The sequence below is a fragment of the Ideonella azotifigens genome (genome assembly GCF_006519715.1).
Lineage (GTDB): Bacteria > Pseudomonadota > Gammaproteobacteria > Burkholderiales > Burkholderiaceae_C > Ideonella > Ideonella azotifigens.
In genome coordinates, this window is the sequence record NZ_VIDT01000390.1 from 1 (window position 1) to 5,383 (window position 5,383).

Annotated in this window: 4 protein-coding genes; 1 reads left to right on the plus strand and 3 read right to left on the minus strand. The window is 67.3% G+C overall.

The window, feature by feature from the left end:
* The 3 genes from FKP22_RS20130 to FKP22_RS20140 form a co-directional block, all read right to left on the minus strand.
* Nucleotides 1-455, minus strand: a 455-nt coding sequence (locus FKP22_RS20130; RefSeq protein ID WP_233446900.1) for an ATP-binding cassette domain-containing protein, incomplete at its 3' end; no start/stop codon positions are given.
* A complete protein-coding gene (locus FKP22_RS20135; RefSeq protein WP_141289479.1) occupies nucleotides 448-1,728 on the minus strand; it encodes a lipoprotein-releasing ABC transporter permease subunit in 1,281 nt (426 codons plus the stop codon). The genes FKP22_RS20135 and FKP22_RS20130, both read right to left, overlap by 8 nt.
* A 40-nt stretch (nucleotides 1,729-1,768) precedes the next feature.
* Entirely contained in the window at nucleotides 1,769-4,357 is a 2,589-nt protein-coding gene (locus FKP22_RS20140; protein WP_141289480.1) for a hypothetical protein, read from the minus strand.
* Between the two features lie 302 nt (nucleotides 4,358-4,659).
* On the opposite strand from FKP22_RS20140, the gene FKP22_RS20145 reads away from it, so the two are divergent.
* The coding region (locus tag FKP22_RS20145; RefSeq protein WP_141289481.1) for a hypothetical protein at nucleotides 4,660-5,383 on the plus strand (724 nt) is incomplete at its 3' end.

Consider the following 5,383-nt stretch of genomic DNA (forward strand, 5'->3'; position numbering starts at 1 on the left):
GGCCGGTGCAAGACCCGCTCGCCCAGGCCAACCTCCGTGAGTGCGGCACGCGCTGCATCCCGCGCCTGAGGCGTCGGCACGCGACGAATGCGCAGCGGCATCGCCACGTTGTCCAGCGCGCTGAACTCGGGCAGCAGATGGTGGAACTGGTAGACAAAGCCCAGATGCTGGTTGCGCCAGCGGCCTTGCTGCGCGGCGTTCATCGCGTCGAAGCGCTCGCCCATCAGCGTCACGCTGCCGCCGGTCGGCGCGTCCAGTCCGCCAAGCAAATGCAGCAGCGTGCTCTTGCCGGAACCGGAAGCGCCGACGATGGCCAGCGTCTCGCCAGCGCGCACCTGCAGGTCAACGCCGCGCAGCACCTGCACGTCCAGCGGTCCTTCGATGAAACGCTTCTTGAGGCCTGCGCACTGCAGCGCCACATCACCTGGCCGGACTGCCATCTTGGGTTCATTCATAACGCAGGGCCTCGGCAGGATTCACGCGGCTGGCGCGATAGCTCGGGTACAGCGTGGCCAGGAAGGACAGCACCAGCGAGATGACAGCGATGGGCATGATGTCGCCCCATTGCGGGTCGCTGGGCATGCGGCTGATCAGGTAGATGCTGCCGGGCAGGAAACTCACGCCCAGCAGGTGCTCGATGAAGGGCACGATCACGTCGATGTTGAAGGCCACCAGCAGCCCAAGGCTGACGCCGGCAAAGGTGCCGATCACCCCGGCCGCGGCGCCCTGCACGACGAAGATGCCCATGATGGACCCCGGGCTTGCGCCCAGCGTGCGCAGTATGGCGATGTCGGCCCGCTTGTCGGTCACCGTCATCACCAACGTGGAGACCAGGTTGAAGGCCGCCACCGCGACGATCAGCGTCAGGATGATGGCCATCATGCGTTTTTCGATCTGCACCGCGTCGTACCAGGCGGCGTTGGTGCGCGTCCAGTCGCGCACCAGCACCTGCGGTCCCAGCAGGCTGGACAGCTGCACGCCGACTTCGCGTGCCTTGTGCACGTCGTTCAGCCGCAGCTGCACACCGGTCGGCCCGTCCCGGCGGTAGAGCTTGGCCGCATCGTCCAGGTGCACCAGCGCCAGCGCACTGTCGTATTCGTAGTGGCCCACGCTGAACACGCCCGCCACGGTGAACTGCTTGAAGCGCGGCGCCACGCCAGCCGGCGTCACCTGCGCGCCCGGCGCGATCAGCGTCACCGAGTCGCCCACGCGCACTGCCAGCAAGCGCGCCAGCTCAGCCCCAAGGATGATGCGCCAGGCGCCCGGCTGCAGTTGGTCCAGCGTGCCGTCCTTCTTCAGCTGCGAGGCCAGGTCGGTCACGCCGCCCTCGTCGGCCGGCGACACGCCGCGCACCACCACGCCCCGCATGTCCTCGCCACGCGCCAGCAGCGACTGCGCCGCGATGAACGGTGCTGCAGCTTTCACCTCCGGCAGCGTCTTCGCCTTGTCGGCCAGCACATGCCAATCCGGCAGCGCATTGTCAGTCGCCGAATTCAGCTCCACATGCGGAATGGCCGCCAGCATGCGGTCCCGCACCTCCTTCTGGAAGCCGTTCATCACGCTGAGCACGATGATCAACGCCGCCACGCCCAGCGCAATGCCGATGACCGAGACAAACGAGATGAAGGAAATGAAGCCATTGCGGCGCCCCGCCCGGCCCGCACGCGTGTAGCGCCAGCCAACCTGCCATTCGTACGGCCAGGCCGACCCGGAAAGAAGTGAACTCATGGGGCGGATGCTACCGGAGGCTGCATCCCGCCCCGCCGGTTCAATGCAATGGCATCACCTGAAGCGCTGGCGTGACCATGCCCTGCGCCTTCCTGGCGCTTGCTGCGCGTGACCGCGTGGCAAGGCTGTTCATGACCTCATCTGGCAGGCTCATCGCCACCACGCCTCGCGGCCCGACGACGAACACGCTGCGGTCGCCTGGCGCCACCGTGATGCTTGCGCCATGCTGGCAACTTTCACCGGCGGCAAGCGCCGCAGTGCAGCCCACGGCAGCCGGCAGGGCCAGCCTTGACACGACAGTCTGCGTGCCAATCGCCACGACGGAAAGCGTTGGCTCTGTCGCACGTGCGCCATCCGCAGTGTCGGCAACGCGGTAGCTGTAGATCAGCGCAGCCTGACCGTTGCCTGAGATTCCGTAGCCTCCCGCCACGTGCATGCTCGGCAGCAGTGCCGCCAGCGCAAAGCCGCTGCCGGCATTGGACCAGGGTGCCATGCGAATCACGCCGTCGTCGCTGATGGTCCAGCCGACCTGGTCGGCGACGGCCACGACCCGGCGCCCGGCCGCCAGGCTGCCTGCCTCCAGCCGCGCCTTGTCCAGACCCTTGTAGAGCGTGATGCGGCCATTGGGATAGCTCAGCGCGAGCGAGCCGCCCTGGGCACTGCGGGCGATGCTGGCGCCGCTGCTGGACTCCCCGACATTGCCCAGGTAGTCGCTGCCCGGGTCGCCAAGGCAGCTGTGGGACGCCAGGTCCGTTCGGCCAAAATCGTTTGAAGGACAGCCTGCCAGCCAGCTCACACCGTGTCGAGTGGGCCAGGTGTCGTCAGAAGCCGCCGTCAACGCCCGACCATCGGCCGCATAGGCCAGGCCACTGCTGCCGGGTACCGTGGCGCTATCGAAGACATCGTGACCCCATTCGGTGGACAGACTGGATTGGCGCAGCACGGCCAGCGTGGCCGGATCAAGCGCCGTCACCGCATGAGCGCCAACGGCATAGATCGCCGCTTCGTCAGGCGAAGGCACCGCGTCCAGCAGTTGGGCAAGCGCCTGCTTCTTTGCACTGCGCCATGCGGTGTCATGAGGCCAGCGCCAGAGCGCGCCGCCGCCGGTGAAGGTCAGTGCGGTCAAACCGGGCAGGTACGACGCTGGCCGGTAGCTGCCAAACGGCAACGCGAGATGGCCAGAGGGCACCTGCGGCGGTGCCACGGCCTTCAGCACGCGCTGGGTCACGCCCAGCGGCGAAGTGGCCTGGATCACCACATCGCGCCCAGCCACCACGCCATCGATGTCCAGCGCGATGACGCTCACGTCGCCGGCGAAGCGGGTATCGCTGAGCCGCTGCGCATTGCTCAATGTGGCGCCCTGCACGCTCAAGACGCCTGCGCCCAACACCCCGCTGTCGCTCAGCACCATGCCGTCCAGGTACACGCGCGCACTGCTGCCGGTCAGCACACCGGGAGAGGCCTGGTCGAAGCGCGGCAGGAAATTCTGGACCGTGACCGGCACACGGACCGCACTCACGCCGGCCTGGTCGAGCTGGACACTCAGCCCTGCCTCGACCTGCCAGCCGGTGGCAGGGAACTTCGATGGATCCACCTCCACCTGAAGCGGGTCCACACCGGTGATGCCATCGGCACGCAGCACCTTCAGCCAAGGCTGATCCGAGCTCACATGCCAGCCAACCGAGCTGCCCTCGGGCGTGGCAATCTGGGACTGCAAGCGAAGGTTGGCAGGCTGGGTCTGGGCATTGATGCGCAGTCCGCCGAATTCGGGATTCTCAAGCAGCAGAGCTGGCGAGACCTGCACCGAGATTTCCAGTTGGTCCTGCCCGCCAAGCGGGCCGGCGTCCGCGGCAATCGTGGCGTAGTAGGTAAAGCCTGCTTCGAGTTGGGTACCGTCCACGGTGAATTCGTATTCGTCTTCGCTCACCAGGTGCAAGTTGGTGATGTGAGCATCGCCCGAGACCTGCAACGGGCCCACCAGGTCCGTCCACGTTGGCCGCTGCAGCTTGAAGCGGTAGACCGGCTGCGTCTGGGCCTTGATCGTCACATTGAGGAACTCCGGCGCCAGGCGCAGCGGCAGTTCGCCGCCCGCCGGTGCTTCCACCACATAGCTCAGATCCACGCTTGCGCTGTAGCGATCATCGGAGGTGCCGTAGACCTCCGCATGCATCTGATAGCTGCCGGCCGGCATCTGCAGCGTCCGCACATCCAGCAAGCCGTCGTGCAGCGACAGCTCGAAAGCCCCATACGCGCCGCTTTGCCTCAGCGCCAGCTCGCCCGCCTCGGGCACGAGACTGAGCGGGAGCGACTGACTCGGCGCGGGGTCACGGCCGGTGCGTCGCATTGGTTGGGCCGTCGCAATCTGCAGGTTCGGCTTGACCTCCACGTGCAGTGGGAGATGGAATGGACTGCCGGCCAGTTGCTGCTTGCAGTCTTCATCCCAGCAGGCGTAGAGATCCAGTGTGCTGTCGTACTGGCCAGGCGCAATCGCGTCGCCCAGCAGCAGCGTGGCGGACAACAGATCGCCCGAGACATCCATCGAGCCGTCCTTGACCAGGCCTTGAGACTCGCCCAGGCGCAGGTAGACCGGCTCGGTGCCCTGGTACGACATCGTGGCTTGGACCAGCACGGAGTCGCTCCGGCCCGCAATCAGCGTGGTGCTGACCGCGGGTTGCGCAAACGTCACCGAGAACTTGTCAGGCGACGATGCCGGGTTGCTGCCTCCGCCCCCGCCACCGCAGCCCCCAAACAAGCCGATCAGCAAGCCAACGGCCGCCCAGGCCCATGGACCGAGCGCGCGCCCTTGCCAGCCGCATGTCGGGGACCAAGCTCGCAACAGATTTCCCATCCTCCCACTCCCTCTCGCTGTCTTGTCAATCGTTTGTAAAGCGCAGATTTTGCAACGCCAGCGCCACCGCGATAATCCCGCTCATGCATCTCGTGCTCCCCTTCGCCAGCGCCCTGACGCCGCCAGCCCAGCACGCGATCTCAACGCTGGCATTGCCAAACCTGGAGCGGCTGCTCGGTCGGCTCCAGCCGGCCGGGCCTGGGCCTGCCGCGGCGCCGGAGGAAGACGAAGAGCTTTCGCTGAGTGCGCCGCACGAGCAGGTGCTGGCCGCCGCCTGGGGCTGGCCGGCCGGGCCGGCGCAGGACGGGTTGTTGCCTATGGCGGCGGTGGCCGCGCAACGCGACGGGCTGGCGCCGGTGGATGACGAGTTGGGCTGGGGCTTGCTGAGCCCAACGCACTGGCATGTGGGCACCGACCAGGTCTCGCTGACCGACCCGGCCACGCTGGGGCTGGACGAGGCGATGTCGCGCACGCTGTTCGACGCGCTGCGCCCTCTGTTCGAGGAAGACGGCTGGAAGCTGCAGTGGGGCGCGCCGACGCGCTGGTATGCCACGCACCCCAGCCTGCGCAACCTGCCGACCGCGGCGCTGGATCGCGTGATCGGCCGCAATGTGGACCTGTGGCTGAACACGCACCCGCAGGCCCGGCTGATCCGCCGGCTACAGGCCGAGGTGCAGATGCTGCTGTACAACCACCCGGCCAACGACGAGCGCGAGGCGCGTGGCCTGTTGCCGGTCAACTCCTTCTGGCTCAGCGGCACCGGGCCGACGCAGCCGATGCCGGGCGTGCACGCCGGCATCGTGCATG